Source organism: Caballeronia fortuita (assembly GCF_001544835.2).
Classification (GTDB): domain Bacteria; phylum Pseudomonadota; class Gammaproteobacteria; order Burkholderiales; family Burkholderiaceae; genus Caballeronia; species Caballeronia fortuita.
On sequence record NZ_FCNX02000017.1, the window covers coordinates 112,604 to 132,494 of the forward strand.

At 62.7% G+C, this 19,891-nt stretch carries 22 protein-coding genes; 12 read left to right on the forward strand and 10 right to left on the reverse strand.

Features of this window, described 5'->3' with window-relative positions:
* The first annotated feature begins 208 nt into the window (after nt 1–208).
* The gene (locus tag AWB77_RS27740; RefSeq protein WP_061137668.1) at nt 209–1,660 is read left to right on the forward strand and encodes an aldehyde dehydrogenase family protein; all 1,452 of its coding nucleotides are present in this window, start codon (nt 209–211) and stop codon (nt 1,658–1,660) included.
* Between the two features lie 63 nt (nt 1,661–1,723).
* Here the strand turns inward: AWB77_RS27740 and AWB77_RS27745 are convergent, their stop codons facing one another.
* Complete coding sequence (locus AWB77_RS27745; RefSeq protein WP_061137669.1) at nt 1,724–2,062, reverse strand: hypothetical protein; 339 nt, start codon at nt 2,060–2,062, stop codon at nt 1,724–1,726.
* A 97-nt stretch (nt 2,063–2,159) separates the two neighbouring features.
* A complete protein-coding gene (locus AWB77_RS27750) occupies nt 2,160–3,104 on the reverse strand; it encodes a LysR family transcriptional regulator (protein WP_061137738.1) in 945 nt (314 codons plus the stop codon).
* Nucleotides 3,105–3,585: 481 nt separating this feature from the next.
* Here AWB77_RS27750 and oxlT point away from each other — a divergent pair, with 481 nt between their 5' ends.
* From oxlT to AWB77_RS27775, 5 genes are all read left to right on the forward strand, one after another.
* A complete protein-coding gene (gene oxlT / locus AWB77_RS27755; protein WP_061137670.1) occupies nt 3,586–4,917 on the forward strand; it encodes an oxalate/formate MFS antiporter in 1,332 nt (443 codons plus the stop codon).
* The gene (locus AWB77_RS27760) at nt 4,914–5,849 is read left to right on the forward strand and encodes a LysR family transcriptional regulator (RefSeq protein ID WP_061137671.1); all 936 of its coding nucleotides are present in this window, start codon (nt 4,914–4,916) and stop codon (nt 5,847–5,849) included. The genes oxlT and AWB77_RS27760 overlap by 4 nt, the downstream gene beginning before the upstream one ends.
* Before the next feature lie 159 nt (nt 5,850–6,008).
* Nucleotides 6,009–7,022 carry a 2-dehydropantoate 2-reductase gene (locus AWB77_RS27765; protein ID WP_061137672.1) on the forward strand — a complete coding sequence of 338 codons (1,014 nt, stop codon included), beginning with the start codon at nt 6,009–6,011 and terminating at the stop codon, nt 7,020–7,022.
* Between the two features lie 114 nt (nt 7,023–7,136).
* A complete protein-coding gene (locus tag AWB77_RS36170) occupies nt 7,137–7,358 on the forward strand; it encodes a hypothetical protein (protein WP_051079075.1) in 222 nt (73 codons plus the stop codon).
* Nucleotides 7,348–8,091 carry a GntR family transcriptional regulator gene (locus AWB77_RS27775; protein ID WP_061137673.1) on the forward strand — a complete coding sequence of 248 codons (744 nt, stop codon included), beginning with the start codon at nt 7,348–7,350 and terminating at the stop codon, nt 8,089–8,091. The genes AWB77_RS36170 and AWB77_RS27775 overlap by 11 nt, the downstream gene beginning before the upstream one ends.
* Nucleotides 8,092–8,158: 67 nt before the next feature.
* On the opposite strand, the gene sucD is transcribed toward AWB77_RS27775, so the two are convergent.
* Complete coding sequence (sucD, locus tag AWB77_RS27780; RefSeq protein ID WP_061137674.1) at nt 8,159–9,031, reverse strand: succinate--CoA ligase subunit alpha; 873 nt, start codon at nt 9,029–9,031, stop codon at nt 8,159–8,161.
* The gene (gene sucC / locus AWB77_RS27785; RefSeq protein ID WP_061137675.1) at nt 9,028–10,230 is read right to left on the reverse strand and encodes an ADP-forming succinate--CoA ligase subunit beta; all 1,203 of its coding nucleotides are present in this window, start codon (nt 10,228–10,230) and stop codon (nt 9,028–9,030) included. The genes sucD and sucC overlap by 4 nt, the downstream gene beginning before the upstream one ends.
* Nucleotides 10,231–10,617: 387 nt before the next feature.
* Here sucC and frc point away from each other — a divergent pair, with 387 nt between their 5' ends.
* The 3 genes from frc to AWB77_RS27800 all read left to right on the forward strand — a co-directional run bounded on the left by frc (nt 10,618) and on the right by AWB77_RS27800 (nt 13,584).
* Nucleotides 10,618–11,880: a formyl-CoA transferase gene (gene frc / locus AWB77_RS27790; protein WP_061137676.1), complete on the forward strand. Its 1,263-nt coding sequence runs from the start codon at nt 10,618–10,620 to the stop codon at nt 11,878–11,880.
* 256 nt (nt 11,881–12,136) lie between these two features.
* Nucleotides 12,137–12,916, forward strand: a complete 780-nt coding sequence (locus tag AWB77_RS27795; protein ID WP_061137677.1) for a fumarylacetoacetate hydrolase family protein — start codon at nt 12,137–12,139, stop codon at nt 12,914–12,916.
* An 86-nt stretch (nt 12,917–13,002) separates the two neighbouring features.
* Nucleotides 13,003–13,584 (forward strand): hypothetical protein, encoded by a 582-nt coding sequence (locus tag AWB77_RS27800; protein WP_244158671.1) that lies wholly within the window; start codon nt 13,003–13,005, stop codon nt 13,582–13,584.
* Between the two features lie 57 nt (nt 13,585–13,641).
* Here the strand turns inward: AWB77_RS27800 and AWB77_RS27805 are convergent, their stop codons facing one another.
* From AWB77_RS27805 to AWB77_RS27815, 3 genes are all read right to left on the reverse strand, one after another.
* Nucleotides 13,642–13,896, reverse strand: coding sequence for a CsbD family protein (locus AWB77_RS27805; RefSeq protein ID WP_008353889.1), 255 nt, complete (start codon nt 13,894–13,896; stop codon nt 13,642–13,644).
* An 85-nt stretch (nt 13,897–13,981) separates the two neighbouring features.
* A complete protein-coding gene (locus AWB77_RS27810) occupies nt 13,982–14,338 on the reverse strand; it encodes a response regulator (RefSeq protein ID WP_061137679.1) in 357 nt (118 codons plus the stop codon).
* Complete coding sequence (locus AWB77_RS27815) at nt 14,335–15,846, reverse strand: ATPase domain-containing protein (RefSeq protein ID WP_061137680.1); 1,512 nt, start codon at nt 15,844–15,846, stop codon at nt 14,335–14,337. The genes AWB77_RS27810 and AWB77_RS27815 overlap by 4 nt, the downstream gene beginning before the upstream one ends.
* Before the next feature lie 364 nt (nt 15,847–16,210).
* Between AWB77_RS27815 and AWB77_RS27820 the strand changes: the two genes are divergently transcribed.
* The 3 genes from AWB77_RS27820 (at nt 16,211) to AWB77_RS27830 (ending at nt 18,125) form a co-directional block, all read left to right on the forward strand.
* Nucleotides 16,211–16,489 carry a hypothetical protein gene (locus AWB77_RS27820; protein WP_061137681.1) on the forward strand — a complete coding sequence of 93 codons (279 nt, stop codon included), beginning with the start codon at nt 16,211–16,213 and terminating at the stop codon, nt 16,487–16,489.
* A gap of 99 nt (nt 16,490–16,588) precedes the next feature.
* A complete protein-coding gene (locus tag AWB77_RS27825) occupies nt 16,589–17,206 on the forward strand; it encodes a DUF2968 domain-containing protein (RefSeq protein WP_061137682.1) in 618 nt (205 codons plus the stop codon).
* A 154-nt stretch (nt 17,207–17,360) separates the two neighbouring features.
* The gene (locus tag AWB77_RS27830) at nt 17,361–18,125 is read left to right on the forward strand and encodes an OmpA family protein (RefSeq protein ID WP_061137683.1); all 765 of its coding nucleotides are present in this window, start codon (nt 17,361–17,363) and stop codon (nt 18,123–18,125) included.
* An 82-nt stretch (nt 18,126–18,207) separates the two neighbouring features.
* Here the strand turns inward: AWB77_RS27830 and AWB77_RS27835 are convergent, their stop codons facing one another.
* From AWB77_RS27835 to AWB77_RS27845, 3 genes are read right to left on the reverse strand one after another with little or no spacing between them, the layout of a single operon-like run.
* Nucleotides 18,208–18,723 (reverse strand): methylated-DNA--[protein]-cysteine S-methyltransferase, encoded by a 516-nt coding sequence (locus tag AWB77_RS27835; protein WP_061137684.1) that lies wholly within the window; start codon nt 18,721–18,723, stop codon nt 18,208–18,210.
* Between the two features lie 25 nt (nt 18,724–18,748).
* Nucleotides 18,749–18,976, reverse strand: a complete 228-nt coding sequence (locus AWB77_RS27840) for a hypothetical protein (RefSeq protein WP_061137685.1) — start codon at nt 18,974–18,976, stop codon at nt 18,749–18,751.
* Between the two features lie 25 nt (nt 18,977–19,001).
* Entirely contained in the window at nt 19,002–19,760 is a 759-nt protein-coding gene (locus AWB77_RS27845) for a DNA/RNA non-specific endonuclease (protein WP_061137686.1), read from the reverse strand.
* Nucleotides 19,761–19,891 lie beyond the last annotated feature (131 nt).

Below are 19,891 nucleotides of genomic sequence, written 5' to 3' on the forward strand. Positions count from 1 at the left end.
TCGCATTTGAGTCGAAAATTCTCTTCAACGCGGCATCGCCGTCCTATCAGAAAAGCCCTAAACATCCGTAACGTTGCATCACCGTTCGAGCCACGCGCTATATCCGTACATACATGCCGGCCTATATAAACAATAAAAATGTTTTGCTTCCGTGAATGGTCGTTCTGCTCCACCATGAGGTGATCCTTAAAAGTAGAAGGAGCGAGACATGGACAGCACGGCCGACCTGAAGCGCTACGAATTGCTGATCGATGGCGAGTTTGTCCCGCCGAGCGGCGGCGATTATTCGACGAACCTCGATCCGTCCAACGAAGATCCCATCGCGTATGTGGCGCAAGGCACGTCGGCGGACGTCGATCGCGCGGTGCTGGCGGCGCGCGCCGCGCTCAAACCGTGGAACGCGATCCGTGCCGCGGAGCGTGGCCGCATCCTGATGAAGCTGGCCGACCTGCTGCGGGAGAACCAGGAAGAACTGGCGGCGCTCGAAAGTCTCGACGCCGGGAAACCGATCGCCGGCGTGCAGCGCCAGGACGTGCCCGCCGCCATCGATACACTCGCCTACTACGCCGGCTGGTGCGACAAGATCAACGGGCAGGTCGTGCCCGCGCGGCCCGACGCACTGACTTACACTGTGCGAGAGCCCGTTGGCGTCGTTGCCGCGATCGTTCCGTGGAACTTTCCGCTGATGATCGGCATGTGGAAGATCGCGCCAGCGCTCGCGTGTGGCTGCACGCTGATCGTCAAGCCGGCCGAAATCACGCCGCTCTCCGCGCTGATGGTCGGACGGCTCGCGCTGGAAGCGGGCGTGCCGCCGGGCGTGCTGAATATCGTGACCGGCAAGGGCTCGGTCGTCGGCGATGCGCTCGTCGCGCACCCGGGCGTCGACAAGGTGACGTTCACCGGGTCGCCCTCCGTCGGGCGCGGCATCCTGCAAGGCGCGGCGGGCAATTTCAAGCGCGTCACGCTGGAGCTGGGCGGTAAATCGGCCAATGTGATTTTCGCGGACGCCAATATTGACGGCGCCGTGCGCGCGGCCGCGTCCGGCATCTTCTTCAACGCGGGTCAGGTCTGCTCGGCGGGCTCGCGCATTCTCGCCCAGCGCGCCGTCTACGACGAGGTCGTCGAGCGTCTTGCGCAGCGCGCGCAGACAATCAAGCTCGGCGATCCGTCAAAGCGCGAAACGAATATGGGCCCGCTCATCTCCGCCAAGCAGATGAAGAGCGTGCTGGATTATGTCGATATCGGCAAGGGAGAGGGCGCGTCGCTCGTCACGGGCGGCAGGCGCTCAGGCGAGCGCGGTTACTTTGTCGAGCCTACGGTCTTCGCGAACGTCGAGCACGAGATGCGCATCTCGCAGGAAGAAATCTTCGGGCCGGTGGCGAGCGTGATTCCCTTCGACGACGAGGCCGACGCGCTGCACATCGCCAATGGCACCGCTTACAGTCTCGCCGCGGGCGTCTGGAGCGCGGACATCGGGCGCGTGCATCGCATGGCGGCCGGGTTGAAGGCGGGCACGGTCTGGGTCAATACCTACGGTTTCACGGACGTGCGCTTGCCGTGGGGCGGCGGCGGCGACTCGGGCTTCGGCCGCGAGCATGGCGATGTCGCGATCGAAAACTTCACCGAGCCGAAGGCCGTCTGGGTCGCGCTCACGCCCTGACGCCGTGAATGCGAAACGGGCGATCCGACTCGGCGGACCGCCCGTACGTATAAGAAGGAATCGTCAGACGCGCGCCGTTTCCTGGTTGCGCGCCCGCCAAAGCCGCGCCCGTTGCGCACTGTCTTCGTACTGGACAGTGTTCTGACGGCACGCTTCGATCGTCGAATTCTTGCGTTCGACGATCGCCTGGCACAGAAAGTCCGCGCTGTACGCCGTCAAAAGATGCGGCGTATGACGCTCGATGTATTGCGCAATTTTCCCGTAGTCGCTATCTGCCGATGCGAGCGAGCGGTACGTAGGCGCGTCCCAGCGGAACATCAGGTCGAGTTCTTCGAAAGCGGTGTTGAACGCGCAGACTTGCGCCTGAACTTCGCGGTCGTCGTTGTACATTGCATGGATCATGATCGTCTCCTGTATGGCCGTGGGGCTTGAAGGCAGGATAGGAAAAGCGATCCATAGACGATAGTTAAAGTTTTTTGGTTTATCTATTCATAAAGCGTTATGCATTGGGTTTGCCCGTCTTGGCGACGATCTGCGTGATCGCTTCGATCTGCGCGGCGCCTTCTTCGATCAAAAACTGCTTGAACGCGAGCGCCACCGGTGGGAGGCGTTTGTTGTTCCGATGCACGACGAACCAGCTCAGCATCACGGGAAAACCCTTGATATCCAGTACCGCGAGCTTGCCGACCTGCAACTCCATGCTGATCGTGTGCGCGGACAAAAAACTCAAGCCCATGCCGGCGATCACCGCCTGCTTGATCGTCTCCGTACTGGTGATTTCCATCGCGACGTTCAGGTTCGGAAGCCGACCGCCGAATCCTTCTTCCATCGAATTCCAGGTATCCGAACCACGCTCGCGGACGATGAACGGCTCATCGGCCAGCGCTTCGAGCGGCAGATTCTTTTTTCCGACGAGCGGATGATCCGGCGGCGCGACGATCACGTACGGATGCGGCGCGAAGGAAACGTTTACCGTGTCCATGTCGCGCGGCGGTCGAACCATCACGGCAAGATCGGTGAGATTGTCGGAAAGCTGATGCAGCAATTCCTCGCGATTGTGCACTGCGAGGTTGAGTCTCACGTCAGTGTTGCGCTGCGTGAATGCGGCGAGCAGCCGGGGAAAGAAGTAATCGCCCGCGCTAATCACGGCGACGTTGAGCGTACCGCCCGCGATGCCTTTGAGCCGCGCCATCGCGTCGTCGGCTTCGCGGAATTGCTCGAGGATCGCCCGACTGTAATGGAGCATTTCATTTCCCGCCGGCGTCAGATAAATTTTCTTGCCCAACTGCTCGAACAGCGGCAAACCGGCGTGTTCCTCGAGTTGCTTGACCTGCGTCGAGACCGCGGGCTGCGTGAGGTAAAGCTCCTCGGCGGCGCGCGAGAAGCTCAGCCGGCGAGCGACGGTCTCGAAGATCTTCAGTTGACGCAGGGTGGCGTTCCGCAGCACGGCGATCTCTCATCCATTAACGATTGCTAACTTATACAATAATTTTTTCTAACTTTCCTTAATCGTTTTTCTCCCCCACGATGCTTTCACGTTCGCCAAAGTTGTAAGGCGGACAGTCGCGGAAGGCACGAACGGCCATGCTCCACCCCAGGCATCGCCCGATATTTTCCGCGCAGCAACACGAGTACATTCGCACTACGAGAAGCCCTGTAAAGGCCACATCAACCATCCGGACTCTAGTGGGAACCGCCTGGAAATGATTCTTCGATCGCCTGACGCGGATCTTTGCCCGATGTGCGAATCGATCGCCCACCTCAAGACGCGCGACATGCGCAATACGCGCGACCGGCGGCCTCTCGCCCATGCCGCCTGGACCGAGCATTTCCCCTGACCGACCGCTCGCCGCCGACGCACCGCGCCGGCTTCTCGCAGCACATCAAGCGCCGCACGAGCGCTAAGACAGATAACGGAGACAGACATGGCAAGCGCAGACACGGTTGTGTCCGGGCAATCGCACGGGCGTCATCACAACAGATGGTTCCAACTAGTCATCGGCATCATATGCATGGGGCTGGTCGCGAACCTGCAGTACGCATGGACACTTTTCGTCGTTCCGATGGATGCGAAACACCATTGGGGACAAGCGGCGATCCAGACCGCCTTCACCATCTTCATCGTCACCGAAACATGGCTCGTGCCGGTCGAAGGCTGGCTCGTCGATAAATTCGGACCGCGCCCGGTGGTGATGGGCGGCGCGATCTGTGCCGCCATCGGCTGGATGATCGATGCCCACGCCACCACGCTCATGCACCTGTACATCGCGGCGGTCGTCGCGGGTATCGGCGCGGGCTGCGTGTATGGCACCTGCGTCGGCACGGCGCTCAAGTGGTTCCCGGACAAGCGCGGTCTCGCGGCGGGCATGACGGCGGCGGGCTTCGGTGCGGGCGCGGCTGTCACCGTGATTCCAATCTCGAACATGATCCAGAGCTCCGGCTACGAGCACGCGTTCATGTTCTTCGGCATCCTGCAGGGCGCATGCATCTTCGTGCTCGCGCTGATGCTCGTGCGTCCGAATCCGCCGAAAGGCATCGTGCCGGCCAGGCGCGTCGTGTCGACAAAGATCGATTACACGACCGGACAGATGGTGCGCTCGCCGCTCTTCTGGGTGCTGTATCTGATGTTCGTGTTCGTCGCGGCGGGCGGAGTCATCGCGACGGCGCAGTTCGGGCCGATCGCGAAGGAGTACGGCTTCGCGAAGATGCCGGTGAGCCTCCTTGGCGTGACGTTGCCGCTGCTCGCGATGACCTTGTCCATCGACAATCTGTGCAACGGCTTCACGCGACCGCTCTGCGGCTTCATCTCCGACAAGATCGGCCGCGAGAACACGATGTTCATCATCTTTCTCGGTGAAGGCGTCGCGCTGCTCGGGCTGATGGAATTCGGCCACAATCCGTATCTCTTCATGCTGTTCGCGGCGATGACGTTCCTGTGCTGGGGCGAAATCTTCTCGATCTTCCCGGCAACCTGCGCCGACACCTTCGGCAGCAAGTACGCCGCCGCGAATGCGGGCACGCTCTACACGGCGAAAGGCACGGCGTCGATGCTGGTGCCGCTCGCATCGGTGCTCGCGTCGATCGGTTCGTGGAACGCGGTGTTCATTACGGCGGCAGTGACATCGATCGCGGCGGGACTGTGCGCGAAATTCGTCCTCGCGCCGATGAGAAAGCGCTGGATCGAAAACACCGTCGAGCAGACGTCGGAGGAATCGTCGTCGATCAACGCGTCGTTGCGGACCGGCTCGATTCAATGAAACACGGCGCGCCGACGTTGAGCGTATCGCTGCATCAACTGAGGCTCTTCGTCACCCTCGCGCGGCATCGCAGCTTCACGCGCGCGGGCGACGAATTCGGTATCACGCAATCGGCGGTCAGCCGCGGCATCCGGGAACTCGAAGACGAGATCGCGCTGCGGCTGTTCGATCGCACCACGCGCCAGGTCGCGCTCACCGACACCGGCCGCAAGCTGCTCGCGCGCATCGCGCCGCTCGTCGAAGAGCTGGAGGCCGCCTTGAGGCCGCGCGCGCAGGCGTTCGGCGAGCCGGGCGTCGTGAATCTCGCGAGCAGTTGCGCGCTCACGGCCAGCGTCTTGCCCGCGATGCTCGCGTCGTGCCGCGAGCGCCTGCCGGATATCGCAGTCGTCGTGCTCGACAGGCCGCAGAACGCCGTGCTGCAACTCGTGCGCTCCGGCGAGGCGGAACTGGGCGTCGTCATCGCGCCCGACAAACTCGACGAACTTGTCGCAGAGCCGCTTTTCGCCGATGGACTCGCGGCCGTCGTCAGCGCGTCGCATCGTCTGTCCGTGGCGGCGCACATCGACTGGCAGCAGTTGCGCGGCACACCGCTTCTTCTTCTCGACGACGACACCGGCAGCCTCGGCACGATCGAATCCGCGCTTGCGCTGCATGGCGTAACCGGCGCGGTGCGCCAGAAGTTCACGCAATCGGCGGCGGTTGCGCGCATGGCCGAGGCCGGGCTCGGCGTCGGCATCTTGCCGATGCATGCGCGCGCCGCGTGCGACAGCGCGCGGGCGCGCTTCATTCCGCTCGTGCCCGACACTTCGCGCACCATCATGCTCGTGCGGCGGAAGAGCCGCGCGTTACGCGCGAGCGCGGCGCATGTGTGGTCACATGTCATCGCGTCGGCGTCGCATACTCTGGTTTCGGGTCAGGCCGTCGAAGCCTGACCGTCCCTATCCTCATCGCATTCCAGCCCGCGGCGCGTCCGGCGCATGCGGGTTTTCGCTCGTGCGCGATTGCATATTTCGCCTTGTCCTCATTGCACACGGAATGTAGTATCTTGTATATCAGAAGGAAACAAAGCGATAACCCTCAGGAGACGAAGCATGAAAATCTGCGTGTACGGCGCCGGCGCGATCGGCGGCTATATGGGAGCGCAACTGGCGCGCGCCGGGGCGGACGTCAGTTTTGTGGCGCGCGGCCCGCATCTCGCGGCGATGCAGGCTAATGGCGTCAAGCTTCGAGTCGATGGCGAAGAGCACGTCGTCAAGGTGCGCTGCACGAACGATCCCGCCGAACTCGGCCCGCAGGACTACGTGATCATCGCGCTCAAGGCGCATTCGATTCCGGGCGTCGTCGATCTGATTCCGCCGTTGCTCGGCCCCGAAACGGCGATCGTCACCGCCGTCAACGGCCTGCCTTACTGGTACTTCTACAAGCACGGCGGCGAACTCGAAGGCACGAAGCTGCAAAGCGTCGATCCGGGCGGCCGTCAGTGGGACGTGTTCGGTCCGCAACGCGCTATCGGCTGCGTGCTGCTGCCGGCGGCGGAGATCGCGGAGCCGGGCGTCATCGAACATCACTACGGCAAGAAGTTTCCGATCGGCGAGCCGAGCGGCGAAATCACGCCGCGCCTGCAGGCGCTGCACGACATGATGGCGAAAGCGGACATGGAAGCGCCGATGCGCGACAACATCCGCGACGAAATCTGGCTGAAGCTCTGGGGCAACCTGTGCTTCAACCCGATCAGCGCGCTCACCGGCGCGACGCTCGACGTGCTGACGAGCGATCCCGGCACGCGCGCGCTCTCGAAGGCGATGATGCTGGAAGCGAAGGCCATCGGCGACAAGATCGGCGTGAACTTCCGGGTCGATGTGGAGCGGCGCATCAACGGCGCGGGCGCGGTCGGCGCGCACAAGACCTCGATGCTGATGGACTGCGAGGCGGGACGCCCGATGGAGATCGATCCGCTGATGACCGTCGTGCAGGAAATCGGCCGGCTGGTGCACGTCGACACGCCGATGCTCGATGCGGTTCTCGCATTGATCAAGCTGCGCGAGGGCGTGAATCAGGGCACGGCCAAGCCGTTGCCGCCCCCGCAGTCTCAAAAAGCCGCCTAAACTGCAAGCGAAGGGACCGGCGTTGTTTCTGATATACAAGATGCAAAATATGTTGCGCGCTGTTGCAATGCAGCATATACTGAGGGCTCTTGAGTGATTTAACCGGAGCCTGAAATGAGCATCGCCCTGTTGGTTGTTGTCGGATTCGCGCTGGTTGCCGTGGGTGTAGGTGTTACGTTTATGATTGCGTCGGCGGTGCCGCAGAGCATGCTGCAGCGCGCACAGGATCACGGTCGCTTCGCCGGTCTCGCGGCGGATGACCAGAACGGCGGTTCGGGCAAGCGTGTCGACGCTCGCCGTCCGCACTTGGGAAATCAAGCCATCAATGCCATCTGATACTCAATCCGTAGACAGACCGGAAGTGCGCCCCGATGTACGTCCATCCGGGCTGACGCTTTCGCTGGAGCCGATCAATGCCACGGTTTCGCTGCGCGATCAGGCGTACGCGAAGCTGCGGCAGGCCATCGCCGAGGCGGACATTTATCGCTCGCGTGAAGAAATCCGTCTGGACGAGAAAGAACTGACCGAAGCGCTCGGCGTGTCGCGCACGCCCATCCGCGAGGCCATGACGCTGCTCGAGCAGGAAGGCTTTCTGCGCACCGTGCCGCGCCGTGGCGTTTATATCCTGCGCAAGACCAAGCGCGAGATCGTCGAGATGATTCATATGTGGGCGGCGCTGGAGAGCATGGCGGCGCGCCTCGCGACGCAGCGCGCGACGGACGAGGAAATCGCCCATCTGCGCCACATGTTCGACAATTTCCGCGACTCTACGCCCGCCGAGCATATCGACGAATATTCGGATGCGAATATCGCGTTCCACTCGGCCATCGTGCGGCTGTCGAAGTCGGAAATCATCTTCGAGACGATCAAGAACATCTTCGTGCACGTGCGCGCGATCCGTAAGATGACCATCGCGCAGAGCGACCGGGCGTCGCGCTCGATCGTCGATCACATGCGCATCATCGAAGCGCTGGAAAAGCGCGACACGGAGCTGGTCGAACGACTGGTGAAGCAGCATTCGCTCGATCTCGCGGCGTTCGTCGAGGCGAATTGCGACTTTCTGGACTGATTTCGGATTGAAGTAGCGGCAGTAAAAGAATAGGCCGCGCGGCGTTTGCCGCGCGGCCTTTCTCGTTTCAGCGCATCGCGTGCAGCATGGTTTCGCCGAGCGCGGCCGGCGAATCCGCGACGTAGATCCCCGCTGACTTCATCGCGTCGATCTTCGCGGCAGCCGTGCCCGAGCCGCCCGAGATGATCGCGCCCGCGTGGCCCATGCGCCGTCCCGGCGGCGCGGTCGTTCCAGCGATGAAGCCGACCACCGGCTTCTTCGTCTTTGCGTCCTTCAGGAATTGCGCCGCTTCTTCCTCCGCCGACCCGCCGATCTCGCCGATCATGATGATGCCTTCGGTCGCATCGTCTTCCAGGAAGAGCGCGAGACAGTCGATGAAATTCGTCCCGTTCACCGGATCGCCGCCGATGCCGATGCACGTCGTCTGCCCGAGCCCCGCCGCAGTCGTCTGCGCGACGGCCTCATACGTCAGCGTGCCCGAACGCGACACGACGCCGATCTTCCCCGGCCGATGAATATGCCCCGGCATGATGCCGATCTTGCATTGCCCCGGCGTGATGACACCCGGACAGTTCGGCCCGACGAGCCGGCTTTCCGAACCCGCGAGCGCGCGCTTCACGCGCAGCATGTCGAGCACCGGAATGCCTTCCGTGATGCAGACGATGAGCGGGACGTGCGCATCGATGGCTTCGAGGATCGCATCGGCGGCGAAGGGCGGCGGCACGTAGATCACCGAGGCATCGGCGCCGGTTTTCGCGACCGCATCTGCGACGGTATCGAACACGGGCAGATCGAGATGCGTCGTGCCGCCTTTTCCGGGCGTCACGCCGCCGACCATACGCGTGCCGTACGCGATCGCCTGTTCCGAGTGGAAGGTGCCTTGCGCGCCGGTGAAGCCCTGGCAGATCACTTTCGTATTCTTGTCGATGAGAACGCTCATTTGGACTCTCCTGCAACGACGGCGGAAACGATCTTGTCGGCGGCATCGGCGAGATTTTCGGCGGGGATGATGGCGAGGCCGGACGTGCGCAAAATCTCGCGGCCCGCGTCGACGTTCGTTCCCGCGAGGCGCACGACGAGCGGCACGCTCAGATCGATCTCGCGCGCCGCCGCGACGACGCCTTGCGCGATCACGTCGTAGCGCATGATGCCGCCGAAGATGTTGACGAGAATGCCTTTCACCTTCGGATCGCGCAGGATCAGCTTGAACGCGGTCGCGACGCGTTCCTGCGTCGCGCCGCCGCCGACGTCGAGAAAGTTCGCCGGCTCGCCGCCGTAAAGCTTGATGATGTCCATCGTGGCCATCGCGAGGCCCGCGCCGTTCACCATGCAACCGATGTTGCCGTCGAGCTTCACGTAATTGAGGCCGTGCCTCGCCGCTTCGATTTCGGCGGGATCTTCCTCGTCCTCGTCGCGCAGCTTTTCGATATCGGGATGGCGGTAGAGCGCGTTGTCGTCGAAATTGAGCTTGGCGTCGAGCGCGATGACATCGCCCGAACCGGTCACGACGAGCGGATTCACTTCGACAATCGACGCATCCAGATCGACGAACGCCTGATACAGCGCGCCGATGAATTTGGACGCCGCCTTGACCTGATTCCCGGCGAGCCCGAGTCCGAATGCGATCTGCCGCGTGTGAAAGGGCTGAAGTCCGGTCGCCGGATCGATCGCGACTTTGAGAATTTTCTCCGGCGTGCGATGCGCGACTTCCTCGATTTCCATGCCGCCCTCGGTCGACGCCATGATCGTGATGCGCGAACTCGCGCGATCGACCAGCATGCCGAGATACAGCTCGCGCACGATATCGCAGCCTTCTTCGACGTAGAGACGCTTCACTTCCTTGCCCGCCGGTCCTGTCTGCTTCGTGACGAGCACGGACGCGAGCATCTTCTGGGCGTTCTCACGCACCTCGTCCACCGATTTCACGACGCGCACGCCGCCTTTGCCGTCGGGATCGTTGATGAAGCGGCCCGCGCCGCGGCCGCCCGCGTGAATCTGCGATTTGACGACCCAGGCAGGGCCGGGCATCGCGCTGGCGGCGTCGGCGGCTTCCTGCGCTGAAAAGGCGACACGGCCCTCCGGCACCGCGACGCCGTATTTTCGTAACAGCGCTTTCGCCTGGTATTCGTGGATGTTCATTGCGTCTCCTGATGTCCTCTAATGGGAATTCGCACGGCTCGGAAGAATGCTCGAGTTGTCGTGCTGAAATAAACTTTCGAAGACACTGAAAACGGAAGGCGGGAATTTGTGCGATGCAGTATGAAACGCGCGCGAACTGTTGATGTGTGGGAGGTCCGGTGATTGATGCGGTGCATCACAGGGTTTGTATCAATCGGATGATGCTTGTGTCTGGAATATTGTATATCACAGCGAGTGACACGCAGCGCGGCGTCCTGTGAATGGACGAGCAAGAGCGGTCATCAACATCTGGGTCGATCCGACGGTCTACGCGCCGGGCACGATGGCGCAGACGATGTACATATAAATGTGAACCTATAAACGTCGTAATAGATTGGGAGACAAGCCATGACGGTGAACACTTCTGGCAAGGCGCTGGACGGCGTGCGCATCCTCGATTTCACGCACGTTCAGTCCGGACCGACGTGCACGCAGTTGCTCGCGTGGTTCGGCGCGGACGTCATCAAGGTCGAGCGCGCGGGCTCGGGCGACATTACGCGGGAGCAGTTGCGCGACATTCCCGACGCCGACAGCCTCTACTTCACGATGCTCAACCATAACAAGCGCTCGATCACCATCGACACGAAGAATCCGGAAGGCAAGAAGGTGCTCGAGACGCTCGTCAAGAAGTGCGACGTGCTCGTCGAGAACTTCGCGCCGGGCGCGCTCGATCGCATGGGCTTCACGTGGGAGCGCATCCAGGAGCTGAATCCGCGGATGATCGTCGCGTCGGTGAAGGGCTTCGGGCCGGGACCGTACGAAGACTGCAAGGTGTACGAGAACGTCGCGCAATGCGCGGGCGGCGCGGCATCCACGACCGGTTTCGAAGACGGCCCGCCGACCGTCACCGGCGCGCAGATCGGCGATTCGGGCACCGGACTGCATCTCGCGCTCGGCATCGTCACGGCGCTCTATCAGCGCAACACGAGCGGCCGCGGCCAGAAAGTGCTCGCCGCGATGCAGGACGGCGTGCTCAATCTCTGCCGCGTGAAGCTGCGCGATCAGCAGCGCCTCGAACGCACCGGCGTCATGAAGGAATATCCACAGTATCCGAACGGCACGTTTGGCGAAGCGGTGCCGCGCGCGGGCAACGCGTCCGGCGGCGGTCAGCCGGGCTGGATTCTGAAGTGCAAGGGCTGGGAAACCGATCCGAACGCCTACATCTATTTCATCACGCAGGCGCCGGTGTGGGCCGAAATCTGCAAGGTGATCGGCAAGGAGGAATGGATCGATCATCCGGACTACAAGACGCCGAACGCGCGCCTGCCACATCTGAAGCAGATCTTCGATGAAATCGAGCACTGGACGATGTCGAAGACCAAGTTCCAGGTCATGGAGATTCTCAACAAGCACGACATCCCATGCGGCCCGATTCTCTCGATGAAGGAAATCGCCGAAGAGCCGTCGCTGCGCAAGACGGGAACCGTCGTCGAAGTGGATCATCCGGTGCGCGGCAAGTATTTGACGGTCGGCAATCCGATCAAGCTGTCCGATAGCCCGACCGAAGTCGTGCGCTCGCCGCTGCTCGGCGAACACACCGATGAAGTCATGGCCGAATTGGGCTACACGCCGGACCAGGTCGCCACGCTCCGGAGTCTAGGCGCGATCTGATAGCTCTTACACGCTTGGACGTCCGCCTTTGGAAGAAGGCGGCGCAGGCTCGTGCACGCGCATCAACGGAGACGCGCACGCGGCGTCGGCCATGCCGCTGCATCGGACCGACGCGAACGCCGCGTCGGGCGTACTCGATGAAATTGCGCGTCGCGAAGTACAAGCAGGCGCCGTGCGGGCCTGCTCTGAAGTTTCTGGAGGAGGGGACAGGGGCGCGGACCACGTATGTCCGCGTCCCTTTATAAGGGAGACACACTTGACACACTGGATTCGTTTTCGCGATGCGGGCGGCAGCATCGGCTTCGGCACGCTCGATCAGCATTCGGGCCGCGTCGTGCAGCACGACGGCGCAATGTTCGACAATCCGCGCCCGACCGACATATCGTTCGCCGTCGACGATCTGACGCTGCTCGCGCCGTGCCAGCCGAGCAAGGTCATCGCGCTGTGGAACAACTACTACGCGTTGTCGCAGAAGCTCGATAAAGCGCCGCCGAAGCATCCGCTCTTTCTCATCAAGCCGCCGATGTCGGTGATCGGGCCGGCCGAATCGATCCGCCGGCCGAAGAGCTATCACGGCAAGATCGCGTACGAGGGCGAGTTGGGCATCGTCATCGGCAAGACGGTGAGCGGGGCGTCGGTCGAGGAAGCCGAGCGCGCGATCTTCGGCTATACGTGTGTGAATGACGTGACGGCCATCGAACTGCTGCAGGAAGATCCCAACTTCGCGCAATGGTGCCGCTCGAAGGGCTTCGATACCTTCACGTGCCTGGGACCGTGCATCGCGACCGGGTTCGACTGGCGCACGGCGAACGTGGTCACGACGCTCGAAGGCGTCGAGCGTCAGAACTATCCGCTCGACGACATGATCTTTTCGCCGGCCGAACAGGTGAGCAGGCTGTCGCAGGACATGACGCTCGTGCCCGGCGATGTGATCGCGTGCGGCACGTCGATCGGCGTCGGCTCGATCAAGGACGGCGCGCGTGTGGATGTGTCGATCATGGGGATCGGCACGTTGTCGAATGTGCTTGAGGCATGATCGGCGATGGACTGACCGGCGCGCTGTGCGTGCTCGCGGCATTATCGGCGGGTTCGGCGATGCGAGTCTCGAGCGGATGGCAGGCAATGAGCTTGATCATCGCCGCTGTTTGCTGCGCGAGTGGCGCGCCGGGCGCCATTGCGCTCGCGCTTGCCGTGGTCGCGGCAGTCGTCGGGTGCCGGTCCGGCCGCTTCGCGTCGAGCGCTTCGACGCAATCGCTGCTTGCCACGGTTGCGTTCGTCGCGTGGGCGCTGCCGCAATCTGGCAGCGTGCACGCGATGCTGGCGGGCGGCGCGCTCGCGGCCCTGGCTGGCATTCTTTTCATGCGACGCACGAGCCGCGAGCGTTTGGACGTCCAGTCCGTGCATCTCGCCTGCGCCGGCGCGTGCGCGGCGCTGGCTTACATCCTCGGCGCGCAGTCGGGCGCGCTCGCCGTCCTGCCGGTCGTCGCGATGATCGCGCTCATCGGCGCGCACCTGGCGCTCGCGATGGGCGGCAGCGCGGCTTCGCCGGTCGCGGGTTTATTGAGCGTTACGGCCGCGTGCGGGCTGATGCTCACAGCGGCGGTCGGCGGCCCGCATGGCGCTCTGGTCGTGGCGTGCGCGGCGATCGCCGCCGGTAGCGCGCGATCCGTGGCCTTCGCCGGCCCCCTTCGGGAGACACCATGAAACGACAAAGCCGGCGCAACCCTCGCGCCGGCTCTGCATCGCCATGTCAAATACGTATCAACGATCCCGATTCCACAACGCGCCGAGCACGAAACCCACGGCCGCCGCGATCAGCACGCCCTGAATCGGCTGGCTCGCGACCGCGAGACGCACGTTGTCGACGGTCTGCCCGTAGCTTTGCTGCAAGTTGCCATACGCCTGCCGCACCTTGCCCTCGGCTTGCGTGCCTTCGTCGCCCGTCAGCGCGCCGACCGCGTCCTGCACCTTGCCGACGACCTTCTGTGCCGCGCCTTCCACTTGATCTTGCACCATGGTGCCTCCCTTTCGGTTGAGCGGTTTCTCGTGAGTCCGGATTGCCGGAACGCACCAACACAGCACGTGGCGTGCCCGGATGCCGTCAGGCCGGGCCAATGAGCGTTCTGACAGCGTCGATCAGATCGTCGATCGAAAGCGGCTTGCGCCGGAACTGCGCTTGCGGATGCTCGAGCGCGGGCGCGTTGGCCGCGGCGCTCGTCAGGATTACGGGCACGCTCGCGAGGCCGTCGCTCGCGGCCATTTGCCGAATCAGCTCGACGCCGTCCATGTGCGGCATCATCCAGTCGGTGATGACGAGCGCGGGCGGGTTCGAGCGCGCCGCGTCGAGCGCGCTGCGCCCGTTCGGCGCCGTCGATACCTCGTAGCCCTCCATTTCGAGCACGAGCCGCCATGTGGTCAGGATGTCGAATTCATCGTCGACGACGAGGATCTTTTTCATGCGCGCGCGCCGGGGTCCGATACAGGGAGCGCGGGCGCGATCGACGAATGTCCGGACAGCAGACCCGTCGGGCCGATGAATCCTTCGCTGATATGCAGGCCGCGCGAATCGATCGTCAGGCGGCGGATCGCGGAATCGTGCGGGCCTTCGCGCTGCTTGACGACCGACAGCATGCGATACAGCGCCGAGTTCGCCTCCACGTAACGCATCAGCACGATGTTCTCGGTCATCGCCGACGCGCGCAGTGTCGTGGGCGCCACGACCTCGCCGTAGAGCGGCATTTCCTCGGTGAGCACGGTCGTCACGGCGGCGGCGCGCAGGCGGTGCGTGAGCGCGTTGAGAAAAAGGCCGAAGCGCTCGGTGCGGTTCGCGGACTGAAAGAATCCGTCGATGCCGTCGACCACGAGCCGCGACGCCTGCGCGTTGCCGACCGCGTTCAGCAGCTCGACGGCGAGCTCGTCGATCGCGAGTTCCACAGCCGGATGCCAGTGGATCGCGAGGCGTCCCTCCTGCGCGGCCGGCGCGAGATCGATGCCGACCGACCGCGCCTTCGCCAGCAGCCGCTCCGGCGATTCGTAGAGACCGAAGTAGACGCAGCGCTCGCCGCGTTCGACGCCCGCCTGCAGAAATTTGAGCCCAAGCAGCGTCTTGCCGATGCCCGACGGCCCGACGAGCGTGGTGGTCGAGCCGCGCACGACGCCGCCGCCGAGCATCTGGTCGAAATCGGGAAAGCCGAAGCCTAGCTGGTTCGTGAAGTCCGGCGTGCATGCGTCCTTCGCCGGCGACGCCTCGATGCGCGGATACGTCACGAGTCCGTTATCGGTGATCTTGAAGAAGTGCTTGCCGAGCAGATGATCGCGGGCGCGCAGCTTGTGGACCTCGATTTCGCGAGCGCGCCGCATGCCGGTGTTATAGCGGTTCAGTTCGATGAGTCCGTCGACGAGCGTGTGCTCCGGATGCGGCTCGTTGCCTGAAAGCGGCGCGAGGATCAGCGTCGTGCAGCGCGCGGCGCTCACGAAGGCCGAAAGCTCGTGGATGAACTGCGAGAGCTCGAGTTCCGTCGAACTGAATTCGCGCGCGCTGCGAAAGCCGTCGATGACCATGAAGCGCGGCCGGCTCGTCTTGATGGTCGATGCGATCAGCGCAAGAAAACCGGACAGCCCGTCGCGCATCAGCTCATGGTAGCCGGAGACGAACAGCATGCGGTCGGAGATGGCGTCGGCGTTGTAGAACGACAGTGCGCGCAGATGCGACAACAGTTTCGTATGCGATTCGGCGATCAACGTGATGTACAGGACCGTGTCGCCCTGCGCGACACGATGAAAACCGACCTGCGACGAAAGAATCGTCTTGCCCGCGCCCGCCATCCCTTCGATCAGATACAGACCGCCCTCGACAAGGCCACCGCCCAGTATTTCGTCCAGGCCCGTGACGCCGGTCGTCACGTTGCCGTCGCCGGCGGCTTGCGGCCAGGGTTGGTCGGAAGAGTGCTTGTCGTCGTGGCTCATGGATGTGCGTTTTTTACTCGGCGTAGCGGCCTTTTTGAGAAGGCGCATTATGGCTGACTCTCGGCAAGCTGTGGCGGCTGCCATGACGGTCGCCCTTGCGCAGCGGATTCTCGCGCCTTCTTGTGCCTATCTTTGTCGCTCCGTGCATCGCGTGCTTCTGCGAACGCCTTTTGTACGCATTTTTCACGCCCAATCTGCTTGGCAGATGAGAGAGACTGCCCGCCGACAGGAATTCTTTGAGAACTCTCTCATGGGCAGACGGCGCGGCGGCTGGTGAAATAGCGCTCCATGTCGTACACGGACGCCGTGTTTTCTCCGGTTGCTCCTTCCGGCGCTCGTGCGCCCTCATTGCCTTCTATTTGCCATGCACCGTTCGCACTCGATTCCGGGCGTCTTTGCGCTCGCCGCCAGTCTTTTTGCAGTCTTTGCCGCGGCCGCCACGCCGGTTCACGCCGTCGAGAACGTGCCCGACGCTCGTATCTTGTCGGCTGCGCCGTTCGTTTATCAGGGCGATCGCGGCATCTTCTCGCGCATGCCCGTCGAACCGTCCGATTCGCGCATTCTGAAGCCGATCGCGCCGATTCAGGATGCGAGCGATTTCCGCGTGCCGCAAGATCGTTTCAAGCGCCAGTCGGCTATCTGAAGACGCGCGCGTTCATTGCGGTGTTCGGCTGGAATCGGAAGCTATAGCGCGCCATAATGTTTTCCGGGCGACATGTTTTGTCGTTACGGGAAAATCGCAATGAAGCGTCTCGTGGTTGCGCAAATCGTGGTAATTGCCGCCGGCCTGTCGGCGCCATTGGCGCGGGGCGAGGATCCGTTATCGAATAATGCCGAAGTATCCGCGAAAAATGGCGATGTCGCGGAATTCGAGAATCTGAGTTCGGGCAATCAATTAACGGCGCTGCGTAAGACTTTCAATGGCACTTTCGGCGCGAGTCTTTCGTATTATCCCGGTCAGATGACTTACTACGCCGCGTTGTTTCAGCAACGGACGATCTGGCGCGTATTCAAATCGCAAAACGACGCGCGCGCCGAAGCGATCTATTCGGATTTCGCCAAGACATCCAGCACGCTCGCCGACGCGGAAATCAGGCGCATCAAGCTGGAAGCGGAAAAGGCATATGCCGATCGGCAGATCGCCGCCCAGCAGGATCGCGCAAGCCGGCTGCAAGCGGACCTCGATATTGCCCGTGCGCAGCAGACCCAAGTGACGAGCTACCAACTGGAGCAGCAGAACGCGATCCGTGAACTGCGCACCGAGCAGGCCGCCGCGCAGGCGCAGCTTCGGGCACTGCAGATTCGTGTGCAGGAACTGCAAAAGCAGTCCGACAGCGATCTTCCCGCCGCGACCAGATAGCGCTTTCGAGACGAACCTACGCACGTCATCAATTTGGGAGTTGTCCGCTTAAAGCCTGCAAATCATGGCGCTACAATCCGGCAGCTTCTGGATCGCTCATCGACTGCGTAGACGCTTCGAGATCGATTCATGAATCTGCCTTCCGCCCCCAGGAATGGTCTCTGAACTGAGGTGCGCGCTCAGCGGCTCCCGCCTGAATTTGAAACGCATGAACTCCAAGATGCTTACGAAAACCCTCGCCGTTAGTCTCATCTCCGCTGCCGTACTCGCGGGCTGCTCGTCCGTTTCGGGACCGGCTTTCAATATCAGCGAAATCACGACGTCGAACGGTCAGAAGGCCTTCCGCGCTGAGCGCTATGGCCTGTTCGAAAACGGCAGCGCCTGTATGACCGCAGCCCAGAAAATATGCGGCAATCAGCCGGTGAACGTGTTGCAGACGATCGCCGGCACGAATGCCGCGAAGGATCCGCGCAATGTGATCTTCAACTGCGCGGCGCCTGTCCAGCCGGCTCCCGCAGCGCCTGCTGCACCGGTGGCTGAGCCGCAACCGGCTCCGGTGGTCGTGCCGGCTGCTCCGCGCAAGGTCGTGCTGGATGAGAAGACCAATTTCGACTTCGACAGTGCAGATCTGAAGCCCAAGGCCAAAGCTACGCTCGACAAACTCGTCGCTGATGCGGGCGGTGTAAGGTTCGGATCGGTCACGGTCGAGGGTTACACGGACTCGACAGGCCCGAGCGCCTATAACGTCGGTCTGTCGCAGCGCCGCGCTGCCGCCGTGGTCGACTATCTGCGCAGCCATGGTCTGAACGCTGACAATTACTCGGTGAAGGGCTTCGGCAAGTCGAACCCGGTCGCGACGAATGCAACGACCGTCGGCCGCGCGGAAAATCGTCGCGTCGAAGTCACGCTCACGCCGTAAGACGTCACATCAGAGGTCGATAAGAGAACCCGCGAGCTAACCGGCTCGCGGGTTTTTTTTGTTTTGTGCCGCCGCGCAACAATCAGAAAAGCGCAAGTTGTTCGCGTCCCGGTCCGCCTTCCAGCGTGAGCAAATGCCGCTTGCGGTCGACGCCGCCGGCATAACCGGTCAGTGCGCCGTCGATGCCGATCACGCGATGACACGGCACGATGATCGAAACGGGATTGCGCCCGTTCGCGCCGCCGACCGCCCGCGCCGCTCCCGCCGGCAAGCCGAGACGGCGCGCGAGATCGCCGTAAGTCCAGGCGTCGCCGAACGGAATCTGCCGCAGCGCATCCCAGACTTGCCGCTGAAACACGGTGCCCTGAAGTTGCAGCGCGATCGAAAACTCCGTGCGCGCTCCGGCGAAATATTCGTCGATCTGCTCACGCGCGTGCGCAATCACGCGGGCTCTGGGCGCCGTGTCGGACAAACCGGATTCCGGCGCGCCAGCGGGACAATGCTTCTGCCCGACGAAGAAGATGCCTGTCAGACAGTCGTTCTCGGCGCGATACAGAATGCGTCCGAGCGGGCTCGGGCCGACATGACATTCGATCACTTCGACGCTCCGCGCGACGGCCGTTTCAGATGAACGGATTGTCGGCGGTGCCGGACGGCGCGGCCGGTTCGTCGGGCAGCTTCGCAGGCAGCGACGCATCGCTTTGCAGCGCTTCGACGATCGCGCCGATCGCTTTCTGCAACGCCAGCGCATTCGCGAGACCGGATTTGTCGCGCGAGATCGTCAGGTCGCCGCTGATCGTCAGGCGCTTCGTGCCGTTCTCGATGTTGATCGCGTCGCCGGCGATGTTCATCACGTCCGTATCGTTTGCAAATGGCTTAAACACCGCGCAATCCTCCAATTCGCTTGTCCTTCAGGCCGTCTGGGATGCCCGGAAACGCGAGACCGCTCATCGCTTCCAGTTCGCGCACGGTTTTCATCGTGTACGCGTTCGTCGGCGTATTTTCGATTACCACCGCGAACGCGATCTGCCGCTGCGGCAAATAGACTACTTTATATAGTTGCGTCGGCACGAACACGCGCGATTCGCCGATCGTCTGCAACTGGCGTCCCGAGAAGAGCGGGCCGGTGACGACATACGCTTCGCCCGAGTCCTCCGTCAGCCGGCGCACCGCTTCCTCGATACGCGACCAGATGCGCCGGTTGTTCGACGGATCCTGCGGCACGATGTTCGCCAGCGAGAACGATTCCGCCATGCCTTTCTTGCTCGCGCGATCGCCCGCGGGACTCATGTGGCCGCGATCGTAGCCGCTCCTTTTGTAATCGGAGAGCTGCGCGCTGTCGCCGGGCGGAAGACGCTTGTCGACGAAGAACCGGTTCGTGCGCGTGTTGTTCTTCGCTTCATCGACGCTATTCGCGGTCAGATGTTCCGCCGACCACAGCGGCCCTTTGGTGATGCCGGAGTGCAGCAGCGCAAAGTCGGTGTAACAGACTTCCTGCGTGGCCGCGCGCATCTTCGAATTGACGACGACCGGCGCGCGGCCGTTCGGGCTGAACTGCGGGCAGTCGTTCGCGAATGCGCCGATGCTCGCGAAAGCGAAGAGCGCGGCGGCGAAAGCCTTGATGCGGAGTTGCATGCTTGTGAAGATCCTGACGACGATCGGGGCGCAAAGTATAAGCGCTGAGGGCGGCGCGCGGCGCGGGCGAAGGTATGGCCGCGTGTGAAATTCAGCCGCGCTAGAATGCGTCGGCCGACGTCATCCCGATA